The following is a 21,759-nucleotide window of genomic DNA, read 5'->3' as shown; positions in this document are numbered from 1 at the left end:
ACCCGCCGGCCGAGCCCTCCCCCGGCCGCGGCGTGCCGTCCGGGCCGTACCAGGTCCAGCAGGGTGCCGTGTCGGGGCCGCACCAGGTCGCGGGGGTGGCGTCCGGGCCGTATCCGGCGCCGCTGGACCCGGTGATCAGCACGTGGGGCCCGCCGCAGACGGCATCGTGGGCGCGGGGCGACCAGCGGCCCGCGCCGCCGGCCGGCCCGCGCACCGGGAAGATCGGCGACAGCCTGGCCGGGCAGGGCCTCGAAGGCGAGCAGCTCACCGTGCAGCTGCTCGAGGTGCAGGACCCGGCGGACTACCTGTTCGGCGCGGCCGGGTACCGGCTCGAACCGGGCGAGCGGGCGGTCGTGGTGCACACCGAGGTCACCAACAAGGGCCCGATCCCGTTCGTGTCGCTGCCGGACAACTACCTGGAACTGCTCACCGCCGACGGCAAGCCGGTCGCGAAGGCGCCGGTGTCGCTGACCTCGCGGCCGCCGCACAAGATCGGGGTCCAGCCCGGCGAGACGGCGGGCGGCCACACGGTGTACGTGCTGCCCGAGAGCACCCGCGTGGTGGCGGTGCGGTGGAGCCCCCGCCCCGAGCCCGACGAGCGCTCCCTGACCTGGTCCCTGGAGGACTAGGTCAGAGAGCGGTAGCGGGCGGCGATCGCCGCGGCCCGATCACCCAGCGCGGCCCGCAACCACTGCGGGGCCAGCGCTTCCGCGTCCGTGCCGAGCTGCCACAACGCCCACTCGGCATGCCGCGCGTCCTGGAAGACGACCTCCAGCCGCAGCAGCCCGTCCGGGTCGGCCACTTCGGCGTGGACGGCCACCGCGGTGCGCACCAGCTCCTCCCGCCGCGCCGGGTCCGCCCGGGCCACCACGGTCACCTGGTCGCCGCCGGCGCGGAACCGCGCGCTGCGTTCCCGCCAGGCCCGGTCCAGATCGGCCCGGTCCGGGCGCTGCGCGGGTTCGTCGAGTGCCTCCGCCGCCCGGATGCGGGACAGCCGGTAGGTGCGGTCGGCGCCGGACCGGGTGGCCAGCAGGTAGCCCTGGCCGCGCACGGTGACCAGGCCGATCGGGTCCACCGTGCGCCACTTCGGGCTCTGGTCCACCGCCACGTAGTGAATCCGCAGCTTGTGACCGGCCAGCACCGCCCGGCGGACCTCGGCCACGACGGCGCCGGGCACCTCCTCCTCGGCCACCCGGCGGGCGAGCAGGTCGGTCTCCGGGTCGATCAGCAACCGCTCCGCCGCGCCGGCCGCGATCTCGCGATGGCCTTCCGGGAGCGCGTCGACCACCTTGAGCATGGCCGAAGCGAGCGCCGAGCCGAGGCCGAACGCCTGCGCGCCGCGCCGCGACCCGGCGATCAGCAGGGCGAGTGCCTCGTCGTGGTTCAGCCCGGTCAGTTCGGCCCGGAACCCGGGCAGCAACGCGAAACCGCCGTGCCGTCCGCGTTCGGCGTAGACCGGGACACCGGCGGCGGACAGCGCCCCGACGTCCCGCAGCACGGTGCGGGTGGACACCTCCAGCTCGCGGGCCAGCGCGGTCGCGGACAACCGGCCGTGCCGGCGCAGCAACAGCACCAGCGAGACCAGGCGGTCGGCGCGCATTCCGCGAACTCTAGCGAAATACGCGACACAGGATGTCGTGATTCGCTGCGAGGCTTCGAACCGTCACAGCACTGATCCGAAGGGAGCTGATGTGGGAGTGGAACGCACCGCGGTCGACCCGTGGACGTGGTCGGCGGAGCTGGGGTACCACCAGGGTGAACTGGTCGCCGGGCACACCCGGACCCTGTTCTGCGCCGGGCAGACCGCGATGAGCGGCGACGGCAAACCCCAGCACGCCGGGGACATGGCGAAGCAGCTGGCGCTGAGCCTGGACAACCTGGAGGCCGTGCTCGCCGAGGCCGGGATGTCGCTGGCGAACCTCGTCCGGCTCAACGTCTACACCACCGACGTCGACCAGCTGTTCCCGCACTACGGCGTGCTGGCGGCGCGGCTGGGCGCGGCCGGCGTCGCCCCGCCCACCACGATGCTCGGCGTGACGCGGCTGGCGATCCCCGAGCTGATGGTCGAACTCGAAGGGACCGCGGTCGCCTAGTTCTCCGCGCGCAGCACTTCCAGCGCGTGCGCGAGGTCATCGGGGTAGGGCGACTCGAACTGGACCCACCGGCCGTCCGCGGGGTGGGCGAACCCGAGGGTGCGGGCGTGCAGCCACTGCCTGGTCAGGCCGAGCTTGCGGGCCAGCACCGGGTCAGCGCCGTAGGTGAGGTCGCCGGCGCACGGGTGCCGCAGCGCCGAAAAGTGCACGCGGATCTGGTGGGTGCGCCCGGTTTCCAGCTTGACGTCCACCAGCGACGCCGCGCGGAAGGCCTCGATGACCTCGTAGTGCGTCACCGACGGCCGGCCGCCCGCGACCACGGCGAACTTGTAGTCGTGCCGCGGGTGCCGGTCGATCGGGGCGTCGATCGTGCCGCGGGTGGGGTCCGGGTGGCCCTGCACGACGGCGTGGTAGCCCTTGTCGACGGTGCGTTCCTTGAACGCGCGCTTCAGGACCGTGTACGCGTGCTCGCTCTTCGCCACCACCATCACGCCCGTGGTGCCGGCGTCGAGGCGGTGCACGACGCCCTGGCGCTCCGCCGCGCCGGAGGTCGAGATGCGCAGCCCGGCCGCGGCGAGCCCGCCGACGACCGTGGGCCCGGTCCAGCCCGGGCTCGGGTGCACGGCGACGCCCACCGGCTTGGACACGACCACGATGTCGTCGTCGTCGTGGAGGATGCGCAGGCCGTCGACCGGTTCGGCGACCACCTCGACCGGGTTGTCCGGGTCGGGCAGGGTCACCTCGAGCAGCACCCCGGCGGAGAGCCGGTCGGACTTGCCCGCCGGGCGGCCGTCGAGCAGGACGTCGCCGGACTCGGCCAGCTCCGCGACGACGGTGCGGGACAGGCCGAGCAGCTTCGCCAGCCCGGCGTCGACGCGCATGCCGTCGAGCCCGTCCGGGACGGGCAGCATCCGGGCGCTCAACGCTTGGCCCTCTTCACGGTGCCGTCGTACTCGCGGCCGAGCAGGGACAGCAGCACGATCAGCACGCCGCCGACGCAGATCGCCGAGTCGGCCACGTTGAAGACCGGCCACACGTCCCCGTTGGGCGCGAACAGCGACACGAAGTCGACGACGTGGCCGCGCAGCACGCCGGGCGCGCGGAAGACGCGGTCGACCAGGTTGCCGAGCGCGCCGGCGAGGATGAGCCCGAGGCCGATCGCCCAGCCAGGCGACCGCAGCCGCTTGGCGAACCAGATGAGCGCGATCACCACCCCGAACGCGACGATCGCGAACACCCAGGTCATGCCGGTGACGCCCATGCCGAAGGCCGCGAAGGGGTTGCGGATCAGCTGCAGGTAGACGAGCCCGCCGAGGACCCGGACCGGCTCGTGCCCCTCCAGGGTCGCCACGACGACCGACTTGGTCACGACGTCCGCCGCGAACACCACGATCGCGATCACGGCCAGCAGCAGGGCGCGCCGCTTGGGCGGGGTGGCCGGCTGCTCGTCCGGCACGGTGTCCGGTTCCGGGGAGGGCTGGGGGTCACTGCTCACCCCGCCATTGTCCACGGCTGCCGCGACGGCCCCGGCGCAGGCCGGGAAAGCCGGTCAGCGCGCTGCCGGGCGCACGTGCCCCCTCAACGGGAAACCCGGCAGTGGCGCCGTTCCGCACACGGTGCCCGGCGCAGGCCGGCGAACCGGGCGCCGAGCCACCGCACCCAGCAGACGGGTCACCATCCGAACCCGGGGAACAGCCGCGGCGCCGGCTCAGCGCAGGAAGTCCGGCAGCGGCCGCGGGTCCGGGCACGGCGCCCACCGGCCGTCGACCACGCCGTACGTCCACCGCGCGCCCCGCGCGACGATCTGCCGCAGCGCGGTCACCAGCCGGTCGACGTGCTCGGTCGTGGTGCCCAGCCCGAGGCTCACCCGCAGCGCCTGCTGCCCCTCCCCGCCGCTGCGCTCCACCAGTCGCCGCACCGCGATGTGCGCGCAGAACGCGCCGTCGCGGACGCCGATCCCGTACTCGGCCGACAGGACCGCCGCCACCCAGCCCGGCTCGAACCCGTCGAGCACGAAGCTCACCGTGCCGACCCGCTCCGCCGCGCCGTCGAACAGGCGCAGCTCCGCCAGCCCCGGCACCGCGGCGAGACCGCGTGTCAGCCGCTCCAGCAGCTCCCGCTCGTGCGCGGCCACCGCGTCCCACGACGCCGCCAGCTGCTCGCACGCCACGCCCAGCGCGTACACGCCCACGGTGTTGGGCGAACCGGCCTCGTGCCGCTCCACCCCGCTCTGCCAAGCCACTCCGAGGCCGTCGCCGTCGCGGCGCACGGACTTCGTCGCCCCGCCTCCGGCCAGGTACGGGTCCGCCGCGCGCAGCCAGTCGCCGCGCCCGATCAGCGCGCCCGCGCCGAACGGCGCGTACAGCTTGTGCCCGGACAGCACCACGTAGTCCACGTCCAGCTCCCGCACCGAGATCGGCCGGTGCGGCGCGAGCTGGGCGCCGTCCAGCGCGATGCGCGCGCCGTGCCGCCGGGCCACCGCCGCGATCTCGGCCACCGGCAGCAGCTCGCCGGTCACGTTCGACGCGCCGGTCACGACCACCAGCCGCGGCCCCTCCGGGCACTCCGCGAGCGCACTGTCCACAGCGGACACCGCGGCCAGCCGCGTGTTCGGCAGCGGGATCCGGCGCACGTTCGGGCCGCGCCAGGGCAGCAGCGCGGCGTGGTGCTCGGTGTCGAACAGCACCACCGACGTGTGCCGCGGCAGGCTGCGGGCCAGCAGGTTCAGCGCGTCGGTGGTGTTGCGGGTGAACACGACCGCGTCCGAGTGCCGGGCGCCGACGAACCGGCGCAGCACGTCGCGGGTGCGCTCGTAGACCTTTGTGGACACCTGCGAGGCGAACCCGGCCCCCCGGTGCACGCTCGCGTAGTGCGGCAGGAACTCGTCCACCGCGCGGCGCACGGCCTCCAGGCACGGGGCGCTGGCCGCGTGGTCGAGGTTGGCGTAGTCCAGCTCCCCGCCGGTGACCAGCGGGACGGCCGCGGCGGCGGTGACGGCGGGGGTGGTGACGCGTTCGAGAGCGAGAGTCATCGGAAAGGCTCCTCGGGTCCGGGGACCCGCAAGGGGTCCGCGCTTGCCCGTCGCACCTCGCGACGAGCCAGGTCCTCACCCGGGGCACCCCACCGCGGAAGGAGGGTTGCCGGCCAGCGAGCCGGGGCTTGGCGCTGGCACTCATGACCTACGCGGACACAGTAACCGATCGCCCCCGCCGCGCGCCAGCGGGTCTCAGTTGCCGGACTCGCCCTTCCAGCGCGCCAGCGGCCCGGCCCGGTCCACCGCGCGGATGCGCCGCTCCGCCGCCTCCCGCGCGGACTCGGTGCTGACGATCAGGATCTGGTCGCCGCGCTGCAGCCGGTCGGTGCGCTGCGGGGTGAAACTGCGGCCGTCGCGGACGATCAGGCTCAGCGACGCCCCGGCGGGCAGCCGCAGCTCCGACAGGTACACGCCGTGCAGGCGCGAGCCGTGCTGGATCTTGACCTGGAGCAGCTCGGCCTGCAGCTCGTCCAGCGGCGCGGCGTCGACCTCGATCTCCTTCGGCTCGGTGTCCGCCTTCAGCCGCAGCACCCGCGCGAGCGGGCCGAGCGTGAGGCCCTGCACCAGGGTGAGCACGATCACCAGCACGAACACCGCGTCCACGAGCCGTTGCGCGCCGGGCATCTCCTGGGAGAGCGGGATCATCGCGAGCACGATCGGCACCGCGCCGCGCAACCCGGCCCAGGACAGGAACACCTGCTCGCGCACCGGCACCTTGAACGGCAGCTGTGACACCAGCACCGACACCGGCCGCGCGAACACCAGCACCACCGCGGCCGCGATCAGGCCCGGCACGATCGACTCCAGCAGCCGTTCGGGCGAGGCGAACAGGCCCAGCAGCACGAACAACCCGATCTGGGCGAGCCAGCCGAGCCCCTCGGCGAAGGACAGCGTGTCCGAGCGGTGCGGCAGCCGCGAATTGCCCAGCACGACCGCCGCGACGTAGGTGGCGAGCAGGCCGGAGGCGTGCAGCAGCTGCCCGGACGAGTAGGCCACCACGCACACCGCGACCGTCGCGAGTGGATAGAGCCCGGTGGCCGGCAGGGCGGCGCGGCGCAGCGCCCACGCCCCGGCCAGCCCGAGCAGCAGCCCGAGCACCAGGCCGGCGCCGAGTTCGTAGACCACCAGCAGCGGCAGCGACCAGTCGATCCGGGTGCCCTCGGCCAGCACGACGACCGCGATGTAGGCGGGGGCGTCGTTGATGCCGGACTCCAGTTCCAGCGCCCCCACGATCCGCCGGGGCACGCCGACGCCGCGCAGCACGGAGAACACGGCGGCCGAGTCGGTGGAGGCCAGCACCGCGCCCCACAGCAGCGCCATCCGCCAGTCCAGGCCGAGCAGCCAGTGCAGGGCGGGGCCGGTGATCGCGATGCTCAGCCCGACCGCCACTGTGGACAGTGCCACTCCCTGGCCCAGCGCGGGTTTCACCGCCGACCAGCGGGTGGTCAGGCCGCCCTCGGTGAGGATCATGACGAGGGCGGCCAGGCCCAGCGCCTGGGTGAGGAACGGGTCGGAGAACTGGATGCCGAACCCGGCTTCGCCGAGCAGCACGCCGATCGCGAGGTAGAGCAGCAGCGACGGCAGGCCGAGGCGGGTGGAGAAGCGGACCGCGAGCACGGCGGCGAGCAGGACGGCCGAGCCCAGCCCCAGCACGACCGGCAGCTCGCCCACCCGCACCTCCCCTGCCCGGATTGTCAGGCTTCAGGATAAGGAACCGAGGAGCCGGACCGCGCCCCGGTGGGGTCTTCCGGCATGTCAGGGCCGCTTTTCTCTTGTCCCGCAACAAGATCGCGAGCGGGTGCACGGAGTACCGGGGCGAGCACCTTGCGCACCGCCTCGTCTCGACGGCAGGTGCGCACACGATGACGACGAGCGCGCGGCCGGGCGGCGCCGGTTGCACCGCATGCCGCTCCCGGCCGCGCGAACACGGCGGGCCAGCGGCGGGCACCGGTGGCCGGCGGGACGTGCCTCACGGCGCAGCCCCTGCCAGGGCCACACCAACCTCAGGCCACCCCAGGGCGATCAGCAGGCAGCTCCGCACCCAGCAGCGCCAGCGGCTCCCCCGCCGCCTCGGTCACCACCACCGCCCGATCCGGCCGCCGCACGAACCAGCCCGCCTCCACGCCGCGCGCGAACAGCGCCGCGGGGAGTGCGCCGCCCAGGTGGTCGCGGCGCTCGGTCCAGTCGAGGCACGCCCGCAGCAACGGGCGCCGCCCGGCGGGGATCGTCACCCCCAGCTCGCCGAGCACCGAACGACCGCGCCCGGTCAGCGCGAGGCCGTTCCCGTCGGAGACCAGTCCCGTCCGGATCATGCCGTCACGCAGGGCGACGCCCACCGTGCCGGCCAGGTGGTCGTAGCAGGTGCGCGCGAACGCCAGCCGCCGCACGCGCAGCGACTCGCGCAGCCCCGAGGCGGACCGGTGCCCGGCGTGCTGCGCCAGGTGCTCGATCAGCTCGGCCACCCGCGGGTCGGCGATCCGCACGTAGGCGTGCCGCCCCTGCTTCACCCCCGCCACGAACCCCGCCTCCTTCAGGCGGCTGACATGCTCACTCGCCGTCGACGGCGCGATCCCCGCCGTGCGGGCCAGCTCCCCGACGGTCCACGCCCGCCCGTCGAGCAGGGCGAGGCACATCGCCGCCCGGCTCGGGTCGGCGAGCACCGCGGCCACCTCGGCCAGCGCGATCGTCTCCACACCGGCCACGGTAGTAGCCGCACACGTCGGCCGCGGCCGAAACGTCAGCCCAGCGCGCCGAGGAAGGCCGACGACACGGTGACGGCCGGCTTGGAGGAGTCCGACCCGAGCAGCAGCACCGCGAACGCCACGTCGTCGCGGTACCCGGCGAACCACCCGTTCGCCTGGCTGCCGTCGCCGAACTGCGCCGTGCCGGTCTTGCCGTACACGACGCCGTTGCCGCGCAGCCCGGTCGCGGTGCCGCCGGTGACGACCTCGCGCATCATCGTCCGCAGCGCGGCGATCACGTCCCGGGACGGCGCCCGGTAGCCGGTGTTCACCGACGTCTCCAGCTCCTGCCACAGCCGCGGCGTCACCTCGTCGCCGCGCGCGACGGTGGCCGCCATCAGGGCCAGGCCGAACGGACTCGCCTGCACGGTGCCCTGCCCGATCGCGGACTCCACCTGCTCGGCGCCGCTGGTGGTGGCGACCACCTTGCCCGCCTCGGTGGTGATGCCCGGGATGGCGAAGTCGGCGTTGAGGCCGAACCCGCTCGCCGCGTCGGCCAGCGCGTCCGGCGGCAGCGTCGACGCGAGCTGCGCGAACGTGGTGTTGCACGAGTGCGCGAACGCCGAGTGCAGCGGCAGCGGCGGAAAGGAGAACTGATCGTCGTTGGGGATCGTGCGCTGCCCGATGCGCGCGGTGGCCGGGCAGTCCGCGATCGTGTCCGCGGTGGCCGCGCCCGACTCCAGCAACGCCGCCGCGGTGACGATCTTGAACGTCGACCCCGGCGCGTACAGGCCGTTCAGCGCCTTCGGCTCGGCCCCGGCCGCCGCGTTCTGGGCCACCGCGAGCAGGTCGCCGGTCGAGGGCTGGATCGCCACCAGCATCGCCGGGTACGCCGCCGAGTCGACCGCCCGCTGCGCCGCCGCCTGCGTGGGCAGGCTCAGGGTCGTGGTCAGCGCCGCCACCTCGACGTCGCCCTGGCCGAACAGCGTTTCCTGCACCGCGCCGTCGACATCCGTGCTGACCACCGACCAGCCGCCCTGCGACCGCGCGGACACCGTCCGCTGCAACGCGGGCACCAGCAGCGGCGCCACACCCGGCTCCGCCACCTGCGTGCCCGACGCCTGCCAGGTCAGGACGGGCCTGCCGTTGCGGTCGACCACGGCGTTCTTGCCCGCGCGCGTGCGCACCGCGAGCTGCTGTCCGGCGCGCAGCTTCGGGTGCACCACCGCGGGGCTCCAGTGCACGAGCCAGCGGCCGTCGGCGGCCACCAGGTCGAGGCTGTTGTCGTAGGACCACACCTGCCCGGCCGCGATCGTCCAGCTCACCTGGAACGTCGCGGTGGCCCGGGTGGCGGCGGGCGTGACCTGGCCCAGCCGCGCCGAGACGGACATCGGGGCCAGGCCGCGGCGAGCGTCGGCGATCAGCACGCTCGCCGCGCGCGGGTCGTCGGTCAGCGCCGCCGCCGCGTCGGCGTCGCCCTCGGCGAAGGCGAGCAGGAACCGGGAAGCCACCGTGCCCGAGTCCTCGGCGCCCGAGCCGCTGGCCTGGGGTTTGTCCGGCGAGGACCCGCCCCACACGACGACAACGGCCGCCACGACGATCGCGACGACCGCTGCCGCGCCACCCGCCAGCACCCACCTGCGCCAAGTCACCGGCGAAACCCCCTGTTGGTGTTTCCCCGTCTGTCGGTGATCAGGAGGCCTTCGTTACCGCCACAGTGATCTTGTCGCCGTCGCCGACCGCGCCCGCGAAACCGCCGTCCACGTGCCCGTACGACACCGAGTTCGCCAGGGTTTCGCCCGCCACGAACTCCTCGTGCGCCTTGGCCGCGGCGACCACGTCCGCCGGCGCGTCCACGGTCAGCGCGATCCGGTCGGCCACGTCGAGCCCGGCGTCGCGGCGCGCCTGCTGCACGACGCGGACCAGGTCCCGCGCCACGCCCTCGGCGGCCAGCTCCGGGGTCACCGCGGTGTCCAGCTGGACCAGGCCGGAGCCGCCGGGCAGCTCCGCGGTGGCGCCCTCGTCCTTGGCGACCAGGCGCCGCTCGTACTCGCCCTCGGCGAGTTCGATGCCGGCGGCCACCACGGCGCCGGACGGCGAGGTGGTCCAGTCGCCCGCCTTGACGGCCTTGATCACCTTCTGCACGTCCCGGCCCAGGCGCGGCCCGGCGGCGCGGGCGTTGACCGCGACCTCGAACCGGCCGTGCGCGGCGACGTCCGTGCTCAGCTCGACCGACTTGACGTTGACCTCGTCGGCGATGATGTCGGTGAAGTCCGCCAGCGCCTCCGCGTCATCGGCGGCGATGAGCATCTTCGCCAGCGGCAGCCGCACGCGCAGCTTGTTCGCCTTGCGCAGCGACAGCGCCGACGAGCACACCTGCCGGACCCGGTCCATCGCCGTCACCAGCGCGGCGTCGGCGGGCAGCTCGTCGACCAGCGGCCAGTCCTGCAGGTGCACCGACCGGCCGCCGGTGAGCCCGCGCCACACCACCTCGGTGGTCAGTGGAAGCAGCGGCGCCATCGTCCGCGACACGACCTCCAGCACGGTGTGCAGGGTGTCGATCGCGTCCTTGTCACCGGCCCAGAACCGCTCGCGCGACCGGCGCACGTACCAGTTCGTCAGCACTTCCAGGAAGTCGCGCGTGGTGGCGCAGGCGCCCGCGACGTCGCAGGTGTCCAAAGCGGACTGCACGTCGGTGACCAGCTCGCCGGTCTTGGCCAGGATGTAGCGGTCCAGCACGTGCGTGGAGTCGGTGCGCCACTGACCCTCCACGCCCTCGGCGTTGGCGTAGAGCGCGAGGAAGTAGTAGGAGTTCCACAGCGGCAGCACGGCCTGGCGCACCGCGTCGCGGATGCCCTTCTCGGTGACGATCAGGTTGCCGCCGCGCAGGATCGGGCTGGCCATCAGGTACCAGCGCATCGCGTCGGAGCCGTCCCGGTCGAACACCTCGTTGACGTCCGGGTAGTTGCGCAGCGACTTCGACATCTTCTGCCCGTCGGAGCCGAGCACGATGCCGTGCGAGACGCAGGTGCGGAACGACGGCCGGTCGAACAGCGCCGTCGCGAGCACGTGCAGCGTGTAGAACCAGCCGCGCGTCTGCCCGATGTACTCGACGATGAAGTCGCCCGGGTAGTGGTGCTCGAACCACTCGGCGTTCTCGAACGGGTAGTGCACCTGGGCGTAGGGCATCGAACCCGAGTCGAACCACACGTCCAGTACCTCGGGCACCCGGCGCATGGTGGACTTCCCGGTCGGGTCGTCCGGGTTGGGCCGGGTCAGCTGGTCGATGTGCGGGCGGTGCAGGTCGGTGGGCCGCACGCCGAAGTCGCGCTCCAGCTCGTCCAGCGAGCCGTACACGTCCACCCGCGGGTAGGCCGGGTCGTCCGACATCCACACCGGGATCGGCGTGCCCCAGTAGCGGTTGCGCGAGATCGACCAGTCGCGCGCGTTCTCCAGCCACTTGCCGAACTGGCCGTCCTTGACGTGCTCGGGGTACCAGGTGATCTGCTGGTTCAGCTCGACCATGCGGTCCTTGAACGCGGTCACCTTGACGAACCACGACGACACCGCCCGGTAGATCAGCGGGTTCCGGCAGCGCCAGCAGTGCGGGTAGGAGTGCTCGTAGGTCTCGTGCCGCAGCAGGATCGCGCCCTGCCGGGCGGCGGATCCGGTGCCGTACCTGAGGTCCTTGATGATGTCCGGGTTGGCGTCGAAGACCTGCTGGCCCTCGTAGTCCGGCACGGTCGAGTCGAAGCGGCCGTGCGCGTCGACCGGGGTGACCGGGGTGATGCCCGCGGCGTCGCCGGCGGCCTTGTCGTCCTCACCGTAGGCCGGGGCCATGTGCACGATGCCGGTGCCGTCGTCGGTGGTGACGAAGTCGGCCAGCAGCACCTGGTGCGAGTTCTCGTTGCCGAGGAAGTACGGGAACGGCGGCGCGTACTTCACGCCGGCCAGGTCGGCGCCCCGGTACCGGGCCACCACGGCCGGCTCCTCGCCGAGTTCCCTGGCGTAGGCGGCGACGCGCGGCTCGGCGAGCAGGAACCGCTTCCCGTCCTGCTCGACCACGACGTAGTCCACGTCCGGGTGCACCGCGACCGCCTGGTTGGACGGCAGGGTCCACGGCGTGGTGGTCCAGATCAGCAGGTAGGCGCCGTCCAGGTCGGTGCCGTTGCCCTCGGCGCGGAACCCGACGGTCAGCGCCGGGTCCTGGCGGTTGGCGTAGGTGTCGTCGTCCATCCGCAGCTCGTGGTTGGACAGCGGCGTCTCGTCGCGCCAGCAGTAGGGCAGCACGCGGTAGCCCTCGTAGACCAGGCCCTTGTCCCACAGCTGCTTGAACGCCCAGATCACCGACTCCATGAAGGTGACGTCGAGCGTCTTGTAGTCGTGGTCGAAGTCGACCCAGCGGGCCTGGCGGGTGACGTACTCGCGCCACTCGTTCGTGTAGCGCAGGACGGACTCGCGGCACGCCTCGTTGAACGCGGCGATGCCCATCTCGTCGATCTGCGACTTGTCGGTGATCCCGAGCTGCCGCTCGGCCTCCAGCTCCGCGGGCAGGCCGTGGGTGTCCCAGCCGAAGCGGCGCTCGACGCGGCGGCCGCGCATGGTCTGGTACCGCGGCACGATGTCCTTGACGTAACCGGTCAGGAGGTGGCCGTAGTGCGGCAGGCCGTTGGCGAACGGCGGGCCGTCGTAGAAGACGTACTCGTTGCTGCCGTTCGTCCCCGGTTCGCGCGCGTCGATGGTGGCCTGGAAGGTCCGGTCGGACTCCCAGTAGGCCAGCACGCTGGTCTCCAGCGCCGGGAAGGACGGCTGGGACGGGACCTGGCCTGCCGGCCCGTCGCCGAGCGGAGCCTTCGGGTACATCGGTGCGCTCCTCGCGGGTGCTCGTCGCTCTCGTGGCGGATCCGCTGGGGATCCAGCACGGGGACGAAAAGGCGCCACCTGAGCGCCGCTTCCGCGGTACCACCCCGTTTGCCCGCTCACCGAGCGGGCCTCTTCGTTGACGGCTGTGACGGGCCGTACCCGTCCGGTTCTACTGAGGACCACCGGGTCCCGTTCTTCCGGAGGCTCCCCGGTGATGGCCGGATCGACGCCGTGTCCTTCCAGGTTAGCCGCCTGCCGCAACCGGGTTTCGCTCAGGGTCGGCCGACCGCGGCGGCGGTGAGCACGGCGGCGGCCAGCCACAGCGCGGCGCCGAGGACGGCCGCGGCGTGCAGCCCGTGCACGAACGCGGCCGGCCGGGCGGGGCTGCCCGCGATCGCGCCGAACGTGGCGATGCCGAGCGCGCCGCAGGCCTGCCGCGCGGTGTTGTTGACGCCGCTGGCGATGCCGGCCCGGTCCGCCGGGACGCCGCCGACGGCCGCGGCGACGACGGCCGCGGTGAGCAGGCCCAGCCCCACGCCGACCAGGGCGAACGCGGGCAGGAACGCGCCGGTGATCGTGCTGGTCGCGGTGACCCGCAGCAGGCCGAGCAGCCCGGCCGAGCCGGTGAGCAGCCCGGCGATCATCACCGGGCGCGGGCCGAAGCGCGCGGTGAGCCGCCCGGTGACCGGCGCGAGCAGCGACAGCGGCAGGAACCCGGGCAGCATCGCCAGTGCCGCGGCCGGCGGGGTCGCGTGGTGGACGCCCTGCAGGTAGAGCGTGGCGAGCAGGATCGTGCCGAGGCCGGCGAAGTTCATCGCGCCGGCGACGAGGTTGGCCGCGGCGAAGGTGCGCGAGCGCAGCAGGGTCAGCGGCAGCATCGGGGCGGAGCTGCGGCGTTCGGCGGCCAGGAACGCCACGGCGGCGGCCACGCCGAGGACCGCGGCGGGCGCGCTGGACTGGATGACCGCGTAGACCAGCGCGGCGAGCGCGGTGGCGCCGGTGACGGTGCCCGCGACGTCCACGCGCCCGGCGGCAGGCCGGCCGGCAGGGACGCGGAGGGTCCCTGCGGCCGCGAGGGCGGTCAGCGGCACGTTGATCCAGAACAGCGAGCGCCAGCCGGTGGCGGTGACGAGCAGGCCGCCCAGCATCGGACCCGCGGCCAGGGCCAGCGCGGAGACCCCGGCCCAGAAGCCGAGCGCCCTGGCCTGTTCCCGGCGGCCGGGGAAGGCGCGGGTGATCACCGCCAGGGTCCCGGGGAGCAGCAGCGCGGCCCCGGCTCCCTGCGCGACGCGCGCGGCGACCAGGGCGGCGCTGCCGGGTGCGAGGGCGCACCCCGCGGAGGCCGCGCCGAAGATCCCCAGCCCGGCCAGCACGACCCGGCGGTGGCCGAGTACGTCACCGAGCGCCCCGCCGGTCAGCAGCAGCGCGGCGAGCGCGACGGTGTAGCCGTCGACGACCCACTGCAGCGCGGGCACGTCCGCGCCGACGGCGGCGCCGATGTCCGGCAGCGCGACGTTGACCACGGTGACGTCGAGCTGCACCAGGAACATCCCGGCGCACTGGGTGAACAGGACGGTGGCGCGGCGGTCGGGCATGGGTCCAGCAGACCGCGGATTCGCTTCCACCGGGCTGGAAGTGTCGCGGCGGACCGGCGCGGCTGCTCATCCCCGGCCGGCACGCCCGGTCAGACTCGCCGTGCGGTCGCCGACGCGGTCCGGCCCGCCGGCGCGCGCCCGGATCGCCGGGCGGTGACCAGGTATCCGGTGCCCAGCCACCGGCCGGGCCCGCGGCTGACCGTCCGGTCCAGGCGGCCGCGCCATTCCCGCCGCCACCGGCGGAACACCTTGTCCAGGGGCGGCACGAACGGCGTCACGTCGTAGTACACCGGGTCCGCGGGCTCGAGCCCGGCGCCGCGGAGCATGCGGCGCAGCCGGGCCGCCGGAAGCGCGCGGATGCCGCTCTTGGGCACGGTGTGCCGCTTCCCCGGCGGAACGCCGGCCAGCCGCTCCACCTTCCCGAGCAACCGGAGGAACGGCCAGTACAGGGACCATTCGACGAGCCGGTAGGGACTCAGCGGGTTGAGCATGGTCACCACGGCCAGCCCGCCCGGCCGCAGGACCCGGGCCAGTTCGCGCACGCCGTCCCGGGCGCGCGCGTACTCCAGCACGCCCATGGCCACGACCACGTCGAACGCGCCGTCGGGGAACGGCATGTCCTCGATCCGGGCGACGGCGAGTTCGACGTCGTCGGCGCCGGCGCGCTCGGCCACGGCTTCGATCATCGCGGCCGACCGGTCGCAGGCGGTGATCCGGAAGCCGGCCGGCCTGGTGTCGAGCAGGTGGCGCACGAGCATCCCCGGCCCGCACCCCACGTCCAGCAGCGCGCCGGAAGCCGGCCGCAGCGCCTCGTCGACCAGGTGCAGCCGCGACTGGAAGTACCGGGTGGCGCGCCCCGACTCGTAGGCCGCGGCGTAGCCGCGCACGAGGCCGGGGTCGGCGTACTGGGCGGCAGCGTGCTCGTCGCGTCGGCCCATGAGGTGCCGGGCCATGAAATCACCCTGTTTGTCCGTGTTTTCCGGTTGCGACAGAAGAAAGAGGCGACACCGGCGAATGTGCGTGGTGGGCCAGTCTGAACGCCTACCCGACGGTCCGCAAGGCCCGGACGGCCATCCATAGTGGACCATGACCGGGCTGCTTTTCCGACAGCCAAGTAGTAATCCGATGCCCGTCGACCGCGAGATCTCGCCACCGGACGCCGAGTCCACAAAGGATCACCGGGCGCGTCGGGACACTTCGGCGGCGGCGGAAGTGTTCCCGCGGCATGCTGGGTCCATGAGCGGAGGCGACGTCGACATCGCACGCACCGCGGCGCTGTTCGCGGATCCGGCCCGCGTGCGGGTGCTGACGGCGCTCGCCGACGGGCGGGCTCTCGCGGCGTCCGTGCTCGCGGTGGAGGCCGGGTTGTCCGCGCCCGGGGTCAGCGCGCACCTGGCGAAGCTGCGGGAGGCGGGGCTCGTCGAGGCGGAGCGGTCCGGGCGGCACCGCTTCTACCGGCTGCGACCGGATGCCGTCGAGATCCTCGAAACGCTCGCGCGCTTCTCCCCCGCCCGGCCGGTGACGTCGCTGCGGTCGGGTACCCGGGCGCAGGCGCTGCGGTTCGCGCGGACCTGTTACGACCACCTGGCCGGGCGGCTCGGTGTCGAGGTCACGGCCGCGTTGGTGGAGCGCGGGGCGCTGGTCGCGGTGGACGGCGTCCGCGGCACGGCCCGGCGACCGGGCGACCGGCTGTCGCAGCCCCTGAGCGAGCACCCGTACGCCGTCGGCCCGGCGGCGGCGGAGGTGCTGGCGGCGCTCGGGCTCGACCTGGCCGCCGTCGACGCGGGCCGCGGGCGGCGGCCGTTGCTGAGGTTCTGCCTGGACTGGTCGGAACAGCGGCACCACCTGGCGGGCGAACTGGGCGCGGCGCTCGCGGAGCGGTTCCTCGAGCGGAACTGGGTGACGAGGCGCCGGCCGGGCCACCGAGCGCTCCGGCTCACCCCCACCGGGGCGGACGCGCTCGCCGAGCTACTCGGGGTGCGGCTGGCGTGAGGGCTGCGGTTTTCCGGGTGGCATCGGCAACGCAGCGGGGTGACCGCCTCAGGCCTTCGCGCGGTGTGCCTCGGCCAGATGGGCGTCCGGGGCGCAACGCGCGCACGGCATGAAACCCGGCTTCCTTCACCGAGACCACGTACCGCCGAGCACACCGCACACCCTTGCGACCGCCCTCAGGCCAAGATCCCCGGCTCCCCTCACCGAGACCACGTACCGCGAGCACGCAGCCCGGCGACGACTCAGGCCTTCGCGCGGTGCGCCTCGGCCAGGTGGGCGTCCGGGGCGCAACGCGCGCACGGTGTGAAGCCAAGGTCCCGGGCTTCCTTCACCGAGATCGGGATGGTGTCGCGGTCGGCGAGCCAGCCGCAGTCCGTCAGGTGGTATCGCGGGTGCTCGTCCACGACCACGACCTCGACGTCCAGCTCGTCCACGATCTTCGCGTCCGCCGGGTTCGTCGGCTCCTCGCCCGGCTCGCCCTCCTCGGCCGTGCCGACGAGCTCACCGGCCGTGGGGATCAGCGCCGTCTGGTCCGCCGGCGCGTCCTCGACCTCGGCCGGGCTCTCCGGGGCCGGCTCGTCCGCCGGCTTCTCCACCGCCGTGGCTTCCGGCGCCGACGGCTCGTCGTCGTCCGCCGACGCGGCGACGGTGGGCTCGTCCCCTGGCTCCTCGGCAGGCTCCGCCACCGCGGACGCACGGCGGCGGGCCACCCGGCGCCGCACGAAGTCGACCACCAGCAGCAGCCCGGCGGCGACCGACAGGCCGATCGAGATCCACGCCCACAGCGAGTTCGCCGTGATCAGGGCCGCGATCAGCAACCCCAGCGCGGCCAGAACCAGGACCAGAACGATGAAGAGCACGCTGAATTACAACACGAACCACGCCCGGAACGGTTCCGACCCTCCCACGCGGAGTGCCGGAACCGTCACCGGGAAGCTCAGCCCGCCTCGGCGCGAGGACCGAACGAGTAGCCCTGGCCGCTGCCCGATCCGGCGCCGGCCTGTCCCGAGTTCGAGGACGCCGACGCGGGCGCGGCCGAGCCGCGGTCGTCGAGTTCGCGCAGCTGGGACTCCAGGAACCCGCGCAGCCGGGTGCGGTACTCCCGCTCGATGGTGCGCAGTTCCTCGATCTTCTTGCCCAGCGCGGTCTTCTCGCTGTTCATCGTGTTCATGGTCTCGGTGTACTTGCGCTGAGCCTCGCGCTCCATGGTCGTCGCCTTGTCGCGCGCCTGCCGCTCCAGCGTCTCGGCACGCGTGCGGGCGTCGTTGAGCATGTTCTCCGCTCGCGTGCGCGCCTCGTTGACCATCGAGTCGGCCTTGGTGCGGGCGTCGGAGAGCAGCTGCTCGGACTTCGCGCGAGCCTCGGCGAGCATGCCGTCGGACTCGGTCTTGGCCTCGGCGGTCAGCCGGTCGGCCATCTCCTGGGCCAGGCCGAGGACCTTCGCCGCCTGCACGTTCGGCTCGCCGCCGTCCGACATCGGGTGGGCCTGGGTCTGCTCGGCGGCCGAGGGCGGCGGCACGGGCGCCAGGCGGCGCTCCTGCGGGCCGGCACCGGCGCGGGCGGCTTCGAGGTCGGCACGGGTGCCTTCGAGCTCGGCGTCGAGCTGCTCGACCTGCTGGCGCAGCTCGTTGTTGTCCTCGATGAGCCGCGCGAGCTCGGTCTCCACCAGGTCGAGGAACGCGTCCACCTCGTCCTCGTTGTAGCCCCGCTTGCCGATGGGTGGCTTGCTGAACGCAACGTTATGCACGTCAGCGGGGGTCAACGACATCAGATCACCTCACGCACTCCATGGCCTGCTCCGACACCTGGGTTCCCCCGAAGTCACCCAGGAAGCGCCAGTTGCATCAGTATGAACACAACCAACAGCAGCACCATAATCGATAAGTCCAGTCCGACGCCGCCAATGCGAACCATCGGAATGATCCTCCGCACCACGCGGACCGGAGGATCGGTCACTGTGTAGATGGTCTCCAGCGTCACCGCAACCCCGCCCGCGGGGCGCCAATCCCGTGCGAAGGCTCGCACGAGCTCCACCACGACACGCGCTGTGAGCAGCAGCCAAAAGACGAACAGCACGTAGTAGAGGACTAGCCGGACCGCATCCACGAACACCACTCTGCCACATCGCCGTGACCCCGGGAGCACCCGGAACGCCCGGTGTGCCCGGGTCACGTAATCGAACTGTGATTTAGCCAACGGTTTCACCCGTTCGGCCTAAATTGTTACGACCTGTAGTTGTGCCATCACACCGTTCCACCCCATTTCCGGGAACCGGCGATCGCGCTCAGTGACGGAGGAACAACCCGCCCTCGGCGATCCGGCGGCGCTCCTCCGCGGTCACCTCCACGTCCGGCGGCGAGAGGAGGAACACCTTGTTGGTGATCTTGTCCATCGAGCCGCGCAGCGCGAACGCCAGCCCGGCCGCGAAGTCCACGAGACGCTTGGCGTCCGCGTTCTCCATCTGGGTCAGGTTGATGATCACCGGGATGCCCTCGCGGTAGGCCTCGCCGATCCCCCGCGCCTCGACGTAGCTAGTCGGGTGCAGCGTGGTGATCCGCCCGAGCGCGTCCCGCGGCGCCGACGCCCTGGCCGGCTCCGGCACCGGGCGCAGCCGCGCCACCGGCTCCGGCTGCCGCTCGACCGCGAGCGCGCCGTGCACCGGCGGCTCCGGCGACCGCGGCCGCGTGCGGAGCGGGCCCTCCTCGTCGTAGTCGGAACCGTCGCGGTACCGTCGGCGGGCACGCGGCGGCGGCTCCTCGTCGAAGCCGTCGTAGGCTTCGTCCGCGTAGTCGCGGCGGTAGTCGTCGTCGTACCGGTCGGCGGCCTCGTAGGAGTCGTAGCCGTCGTAACCGTCACTGTCGGCCGGGATCATGCCGAAGTAGGCCTTCAGCTTCTGCAGCGCGCTCATGCCTCTCCCTAGCCGCTCCCTCACCTGACTACCCGGACGCGATCGCTCACTTCCGGGTGATCTCGCTACGGCGAGGCTAGACCGCGGGCGCCGAGCAACGCGGTTCCGACACGCACACATGTCGAACCGTGCGCGATGGCGGGTTCAAGATCACCACTCATCCCCGCGGACAACTCGACCGCGTCCGGGTGGCTCCGGCGGAGGTCAGCGGCCGCGGCGGCCAGGCGCGCGAAGGCCGGGGCGGGGTCGGCGCCCAGCGGCGCGACCGCCATCAGCCCGCGCAGCCGCAGCCCGTCCAGCCCGGCGATGTGATCGGCCAGCTCACCCAGCTGAGGGAGCGGACAGCCGCCTCGTGACGGATCGTCGTCGAGGCTGGCCTGGATCAGGACGTCCAGCGGACCGGACCGCTCCCCCGCCTCGTGCGCGTTGCGCAGCGCCTTGGCGAGCGCGTCGGCGAGCCGCACCGAGTCGACGGACTGGACCTCGTCGGCCCAGCGCACCACCGACCGCGCCTTGTTGCGCTGCAGCCGCCCGATCATGTGCCAGCGCGGCCGCGCGTCCGGCCGCAGCTCGCGCACCTCGGCCGCCTTCGCGCCGGCCTCCTGGTCGCGGTTCTCCGCGAGGTCGGTCTGGCCGAGGTCGGTGAGCAGGGCCGCGTCGGTCGCGGGGAAGGTCTTGGTGACGGCGAGCAGGCGCACCTCGCCGCGCGGCCGCCCGGCCGCCGCGCACGCGTCGGCGACGCGCGCCTCCACGGCTTCGAGGGCCTTGGCGATCTCCTCCCGGCGCTGCTCGTCGCTCATTCCGGCTCGGCCCAGGTCAGCGCGGCGATGCGACCGGTGGTGCCGTCGCGCCGGTAGCTGAACAGGGTCGGGTCCTCGGCCGTGCAGCGCGGGTCGACGCCGACCTTGCCGACGCCGGCCTCGGCGAGCTGGCGCCACAGCCCGGCGCGCAGGTCCAGCCCCGGCTTGCCGGCGCGGGTGCGGGTCGCGCTGCCGGGCAGGTGCTTGTCCACGTCGGCGGCCATCTCGGCGGGCACCTCGTAGCACTCGCCGCAGATCGCCGGGCCGAGCAGCACCTCGATGCGGCCCATCTCGGCGCCGGCCTCGACCATCGCCTCGAGCGCGGCGGGCAGCACCCCGACGCGCGCGCCGACACGGCCGGCGTGCACCGCGGCCACCACGCCGGTCTCCGGGTCGCCCAGCAGCACCGGCACGCAGTCCGCGACGAGCACGGCGACGGGCAGGCCGGGGGTCTTCGTCACGAGCGCGTCGGTGGCCTCGGCGGGCGCGGTCTGACTGCCGTCGACGACGGTGACCGTGCGGCCGTGCACCTGCTCCATCCAGGCCACCCGCTCCACACCCAGCTCGGTGCCGAGCCGCTTGCGGTTGGCCTCTACCGCGGCCGGGTCGTCACCGACGTGGTCGCCGAGGTTGAACGTGTCGTACGGCGGCGCCGAAACGCCACCCGCCCTGGTCGTGACCACCCGACGGATGCGCAAGTCCCACTACCTCCACTCGCCTGGTTTCCCCTGAGCCTACTGGGAACCGGACGCGGTGCTCGGCCGGTCTCACCGCCATGGACATGCCACCCGTGCCCCCGAGCGTCCGCGCACTGGCCACCTCCGGGCAGCTGCCGCCGGACCTGGCCGCGCTGTTCACCCCGCCCGGCCGGGAGAAGTGGACCCGGATCGCCGAAGCCGTGGACGAGCGCCTGGACGAGGTGGATCCCGCGGTGCGGGGCGCGTTCGCGCTCGCCGGGGCCTACGGGCACCTGGACGACATCGAGTTCCTCGGGCCCGGCGAGATGGACGAGCACAACGACCGCGCGATCGCCCTGCTGGAGGAAGCGCTGGAGCACGGCGTCCCGGAAGAGGAGGCGGAGGGCCTGTGGGACGTCACCCTCCGGGTGCCGGACGTCGCCCACCTCGCCCGCGACCACGAGGAGTACCTCGCCGAGCACGGCACGACCGCGAGCGGGCGGCTCAAGGCGAAGCTCGACGAGGCCGACGCGCGCTACGCGGCGGGCGACCGCGCCGGAGCGCTGGTGTTGTTCCGCGAGATCGGCGAGGCCGACCTGTGGGGTGAGTTCAGCGGGGCGATGGAGGTCTCCGACCTCGGCTGGTGCCGGCTGCTGCAGGACGCCGTCCGGTTCGACGGACCCGAGGCGACGCGGCGGATCTGGCAGGCGGCGCGGGCGAGCCGCCACGCGGCGCGGTTCCCGCACCCCCACTGGTCGGTGCCGCTGGCCGAGCTGCTGATGGGCGCCGGGGTGCCGGACATCCTGGAGGTCGTGGTCGCCGAGCGGCTCGACGCCGCGCTGCGGGACCACCTGCCGTGGGAGCTGTCCGAGGACGAACGCTGGACGCTGTCCCGCGCCATCGACGAACTCGAACAGCACCACCGGGCCTGACCGCGGGTCAGGCCCGGCGCGGGGTCAGCGCCGCATGAACGGCGGGACGTCCACGTCGTCGTCGGACGAGTCGTCGGTCACCGGGACCGCCCGGCTGGGCAGGCTGCCCTGGCTGGTGCTCGTGCGCGGCGCCGGGTAGCTGCGGCTGCCGCCACCGGCCTGCGGGAGCCCGCTGGGCGGCGTG

General features: G+C 73.5%; 19 protein-coding genes, 2 pseudogenes and 1 riboswitch. Of the genes and pseudogenes, 4 read left to right on the top strand and 17 right to left on the bottom strand.

All coding sequences use genetic code 11. From position 1 onward, the window contains the following. Positions 1-629: pseudogene (locus tag AMY39116_RS0339810) on the top strand (AsnC family protein); the annotation flags it as partial. On the opposite strand, the gene AMY39116_RS0339805 reads toward AMY39116_RS0339810, so the two are convergent. Then, positions 626-1,600: a YafY family protein gene (locus AMY39116_RS0339805; protein WP_020423166.1), complete on the bottom strand. Its 975-nt coding sequence runs from the start codon at positions 1,598-1,600 to the stop codon at positions 626-628. The pseudogene AMY39116_RS0339810 and the gene AMY39116_RS0339805 overlap by 4 nt on opposite strands. A 97-nt stretch (positions 1,601-1,697) precedes the next feature. Here AMY39116_RS0339805 and AMY39116_RS0339800 point away from each other — a divergent pair, with 97 nt between their 5' ends. Then, positions 1,698-2,093, top strand: coding sequence for a RidA family protein (locus AMY39116_RS0339800; protein ID WP_020423165.1), 396 nt, complete (start codon positions 1,698-1,700; stop codon positions 2,091-2,093). Here the strand turns inward: AMY39116_RS0339800 and AMY39116_RS0339795 are convergent. The 9 genes from AMY39116_RS0339795 to AMY39116_RS0339755 all read right to left on the bottom strand — a co-directional run bounded on the left by AMY39116_RS0339795 (position 2,090) and on the right by AMY39116_RS0339755 (position 15,219). Next, positions 2,090-3,016, bottom strand: a complete 927-nt coding sequence (locus tag AMY39116_RS0339795; protein ID WP_026153058.1) for an RluA family pseudouridine synthase — start codon at positions 3,014-3,016, stop codon at positions 2,090-2,092. The genes AMY39116_RS0339800 and AMY39116_RS0339795 overlap by 4 nt on opposite strands. After that, positions 3,013-3,588 carry a signal peptidase II gene (lspA, locus tag AMY39116_RS0339790; protein ID WP_027936639.1) on the bottom strand — a complete coding sequence of 192 codons (576 nt, stop codon included), beginning with the start codon at positions 3,586-3,588 and terminating at the stop codon, positions 3,013-3,015. The genes AMY39116_RS0339795 and lspA overlap by 4 nt, the downstream gene beginning before the upstream one ends. A 213-nt stretch (positions 3,589-3,801) precedes the next feature. Continuing rightward, complete coding sequence (locus AMY39116_RS0339785) at positions 3,802-5,124, bottom strand: aminotransferase class V-fold PLP-dependent enzyme (RefSeq protein WP_020423163.1); 1,323 nt, start codon at positions 5,122-5,124, stop codon at positions 3,802-3,804. A gap of 34 nt (positions 5,125-5,158) precedes the next feature. After that, positions 5,159-5,273: riboswitch (SAM riboswitch) on the bottom strand. 46 nt (positions 5,274-5,319) lie between these two features. Further along, positions 5,320-6,798: a potassium/proton antiporter gene (locus AMY39116_RS0339780; protein WP_020423162.1), complete on the bottom strand. Its 1,479-nt coding sequence runs from the start codon at positions 6,796-6,798 to the stop codon at positions 5,320-5,322. 332 nt (positions 6,799-7,130) lie between these two features. Next, positions 7,131-7,820: a helix-turn-helix transcriptional regulator gene (locus AMY39116_RS0339775; protein ID WP_027936638.1), complete on the bottom strand. Its 690-nt coding sequence runs from the start codon at positions 7,818-7,820 to the stop codon at positions 7,131-7,133. Between the two features lie 44 nt (positions 7,821-7,864). After that, complete coding sequence (locus AMY39116_RS0339770) at positions 7,865-9,442, bottom strand: penicillin-binding transpeptidase domain-containing protein (RefSeq protein ID WP_020423160.1); 1,578 nt, start codon at positions 9,440-9,442, stop codon at positions 7,865-7,867. Between the two features lie 58 nt (positions 9,443-9,500). Then, positions 9,501-12,671 (bottom strand): isoleucine--tRNA ligase, encoded by a 3,171-nt coding sequence (ileS, locus tag AMY39116_RS0339765; RefSeq protein ID WP_020423159.1) that lies wholly within the window; start codon positions 12,669-12,671, stop codon positions 9,501-9,503. Positions 12,672-12,943: 272 nt separating this feature from the next. Continuing rightward, positions 12,944-14,266: an MFS transporter gene (locus tag AMY39116_RS0339760; protein ID WP_020423158.1), complete on the bottom strand. Its 1,323-nt coding sequence runs from the start codon at positions 14,264-14,266 to the stop codon at positions 12,944-12,946. An 89-nt stretch (positions 14,267-14,355) separates the two neighbouring features. Then, positions 14,356-15,219 (bottom strand): bifunctional 2-polyprenyl-6-hydroxyphenol methylase/3-demethylubiquinol 3-O-methyltransferase UbiG, encoded by an 864-nt coding sequence (locus AMY39116_RS0339755; protein ID WP_020423157.1) that lies wholly within the window; start codon positions 15,217-15,219, stop codon positions 14,356-14,358. A gap of 283 nt (positions 15,220-15,502) precedes the next feature. On the opposite strand from AMY39116_RS0339755, the gene AMY39116_RS0339750 reads away from it, so the two are divergent. Beyond that, positions 15,503-16,258 (top strand): helix-turn-helix transcriptional regulator, encoded by a 756-nt coding sequence (locus AMY39116_RS0339750; protein ID WP_020423156.1) that lies wholly within the window; start codon positions 15,503-15,505, stop codon positions 16,256-16,258. A gap of 242 nt (positions 16,259-16,500) precedes the next feature. Here AMY39116_RS0339750 and AMY39116_RS0339745 read toward each other — a convergent pair whose 3' ends face one another. The 6 genes from AMY39116_RS0339745 to pgeF form a co-directional block, all read right to left on the bottom strand. Continuing rightward, positions 16,501-17,118, bottom strand: coding sequence for a hypothetical protein (locus AMY39116_RS0339745; RefSeq protein ID WP_020423155.1), 618 nt, complete (start codon positions 17,116-17,118; stop codon positions 16,501-16,503). 77 nt (positions 17,119-17,195) lie between these two features. Further along, entirely contained in the window at positions 17,196-18,026 is an 831-nt protein-coding gene (locus AMY39116_RS0339740) for a DivIVA domain-containing protein (RefSeq protein WP_020423154.1), read from the bottom strand. A 53-nt stretch (positions 18,027-18,079) separates the two neighbouring features. Beyond that, the gene (locus AMY39116_RS0339735; RefSeq protein ID WP_026153057.1) at positions 18,080-18,364 is read right to left on the bottom strand and encodes a YggT family protein; all 285 of its coding nucleotides are present in this window, start codon (positions 18,362-18,364) and stop codon (positions 18,080-18,082) included. Between the two features lie 178 nt (positions 18,365-18,542). After that, a complete protein-coding gene (locus tag AMY39116_RS0339730; RefSeq protein WP_020423153.1) occupies positions 18,543-19,166 on the bottom strand; it encodes a cell division protein SepF in 624 nt (207 codons plus the stop codon). A gap of 65 nt (positions 19,167-19,231) precedes the next feature. After that, a complete protein-coding gene (locus tag AMY39116_RS0339725; protein ID WP_020423152.1) occupies positions 19,232-19,966 on the bottom strand; it encodes a YggS family pyridoxal phosphate-dependent enzyme in 735 nt (244 codons plus the stop codon). Further along, positions 19,963-20,664: a peptidoglycan editing factor PgeF gene (gene pgeF / locus AMY39116_RS0339720; protein WP_027936637.1), complete on the bottom strand. Its 702-nt coding sequence runs from the start codon at positions 20,662-20,664 to the stop codon at positions 19,963-19,965. Before pgeF ends, AMY39116_RS0339725 begins: the two co-directional genes overlap by 4 nt. A gap of 83 nt (positions 20,665-20,747) precedes the next feature. On the opposite strand from pgeF, the gene AMY39116_RS0339715 reads away from it, so the two are divergent. Then, on the top strand, positions 20,748-21,575 hold the full coding sequence (locus tag AMY39116_RS0339715; RefSeq protein ID WP_235716322.1) for a hypothetical protein: 828 nt from the start codon (positions 20,748-20,750) through the stop codon (positions 21,573-21,575). A 24-nt stretch (positions 21,576-21,599) separates the two neighbouring features. Here AMY39116_RS0339715 and AMY39116_RS46695 read toward each other — a convergent pair. Continuing rightward, a pseudogene (locus AMY39116_RS46695) lies at positions 21,600-21,759 on the bottom strand (cell division protein FtsZ); the annotation flags it as partial.

Origin of the sequence: Amycolatopsis sp. ATCC 39116, from assembly GCF_000231075.2 — a bacterium.
In the GTDB taxonomy this organism is placed as follows: Bacteria; Actinomycetota; Actinomycetes; order Mycobacteriales; family Pseudonocardiaceae; genus Amycolatopsis_E; species Amycolatopsis_E tucumanensis.
The sequence above is the reverse complement of the archived record's forward strand: the minus strand, read 5'-3'. Positions and strand labels throughout refer to the sequence as shown.

What these genes read in the sequence shown, in the direction of transcription:
- AMY39116_RS0339805 (WP_020423166.1), bottom strand. Translation starts at nt 1,600, where the DNA reads ATGCGCGCCGACCGCCTGGTCTCGCTGGTGCTGTTGCTGCGCCGGCAC.
- AMY39116_RS0339785 (WP_020423163.1), bottom strand. Translation starts at nt 5,124, where the DNA reads ATGACTCTCGCTCTCGAACGCGTCACCACCCCCGCCGTCACCGCCGCC.
- ileS (WP_020423159.1), bottom strand. Translation starts at nt 12,671, where the DNA reads ATGTACCCGAAGGCTCCGCTCGGCGACGGGCCGGCAGGCCAGGTCCCG.
- AMY39116_RS0339760 (WP_020423158.1), bottom strand. Translation starts at nt 14,266, where the DNA reads ATGCCCGACCGCCGCGCCACCGTCCTGTTCACCCAGTGCGCCGGGATG.
- AMY39116_RS0339755 (WP_020423157.1), bottom strand. Translation starts at nt 15,219, where the DNA reads ATGGCCCGGCACCTCATGGGCCGACGCGACGAGCACGCTGCCGCCCAG.
- AMY39116_RS0339750 (WP_020423156.1), top strand. Translation starts at nt 15,503, where the DNA reads ATGAGCGGAGGCGACGTCGACATCGCACGCACCGCGGCGCTGTTCGCG.
- AMY39116_RS0339740 (WP_020423154.1), bottom strand. Translation starts at nt 18,026, where the DNA reads ATGTCGTTGACCCCCGCTGACGTGCATAACGTTGCGTTCAGCAAGCCA.
- AMY39116_RS0339730 (WP_020423153.1), bottom strand. Translation starts at nt 19,166, where the DNA reads ATGAGCGCGCTGCAGAAGCTGAAGGCCTACTTCGGCATGATCCCGGCC.
- AMY39116_RS0339725 (WP_020423152.1), bottom strand. Translation starts at nt 19,966, where the DNA reads ATGAGCGACGAGCAGCGCCGGGAGGAGATCGCCAAGGCCCTCGAAGCC.
- AMY39116_RS0339715 (WP_235716322.1), top strand. Translation starts at nt 20,748, where the DNA reads ATGCCACCCGTGCCCCCGAGCGTCCGCGCACTGGCCACCTCCGGGCAG.